The organism is Mycoplasmopsis felis ATCC 23391, assembly GCF_000701865.1.
Taxonomy (GTDB): Bacteria; Bacillota_I; Bacilli_A; order Mycoplasmatales; family Metamycoplasmataceae; genus Mycoplasmopsis; species Mycoplasmopsis felis.
Genome location: NZ_JNKA01000045.1, coordinates 1 through 1,144, shown reverse-complemented (window position 1 = coordinate 1,144; position 1,144 = coordinate 1). Strand labels below are relative to the sequence as shown.

The 1,144-nt window shown below is 26.2% G+C and carries 2 protein-coding genes; both read left to right on the top strand.

The genetic code is table 4. The features are described from left to right. On the top strand, positions 1 to 720 hold a 720-nt coding region (locus T405_RS03975; protein WP_036431374.1), incomplete at its 5' end, for an MMCAP2_0566 family conjugal transfer protein. Beyond that, positions 720 to 1,144 (top strand): hypothetical protein (locus T405_RS03550; protein ID WP_036431371.1); only part of this gene is annotated, 425 nt, incomplete at its 3' end. The genes T405_RS03975 and T405_RS03550, both read left to right, overlap by 1 nt.

Here is a 1,144-nt window from a genome sequence, read left to right as displayed (position 1 = left end):
ACTGGGATTGGTGAAGCGTTTTCTATAGGTGTATATTCTAATTTATATGATAATTCTGGTGGAATTATTGGGTTAATGGTTTTTATTGTCTTATGTGTTGTTTTATTAATCATTATAGCAAAAATAATATTTGGGGTGGTTTTTGATATTATTTCAAAATTATTTCAAATGATGATTTTATTTGTTAGTTTTCCTGTTATTGTTCCATGGTCTATTGGTGATGGAGGAAAGAAACTTAAGATTTGGAAAGATGAATATTTAAGTGCTTTATTATCATTAAGTGCTTATTTAATAGGTTTAAAATTGATTTCATTATTTATTAATATAGGAAATTCATTTATTGATTCTTTAGATAATTCAAAAAGATATACTAAATTTTTTCCGCTTATATATCAAGTATCTGGTTTGATAACTGTATTTATTAAGATGATATTTATGGCTGGTTCTATTGGTGCTTATAAGGGTATATCTGCTTTATTTATTAAATATATTGGTACTGAATTAAATACTAATAATAAGGGTGCTGGTTTATTAAAGCATAGTAAAGCCGCTGGAAGAGTTGGTTTTGAATATGCTGATGCTAAGAATTCATTATTAAAAGAAAAGGGAGTAAGCCATATTTCGCAATTAGGTGCTGCTGATAGAAGAAAAGTCCGTTTAGATGCTGTTAAAGATGTATCTAAGGGAATATTAAGAGGAATTGTGGGGATGAAAAAATAATGCTTCAACCTAAGAGATTAAAAAATAGATGGACTAAGTTAACAAGGTGATTTAGTGTAAGAGATGCTATAGAAATTATTGTAATTTGTGCTTTAACTTATACTTTATCATGAATTATTTTTAAAGATTTTGAAATAGCATGGGCTCAATATGTTTGCTGAATTATTTTAATGTTATTTGGTTTTATCTTTATTATTCCTTATAAAGAAAGTGTAGGGAAAGTTTATAATCAAATTTGAAGAATATTTTTATATTGATTATCGCCTAAGAAGTATAAGAATAATAATGATAATAAGCATAGGAATACATATGAATTAAATCCTTTTTCAAGGTTATATGGCCCTGATATTGTAATTAATAAAAGGGTTTTAGGTGATAGTTTAATTAATAAGAAAGATGTACAGTTTAATTGCTTTTGTGTATT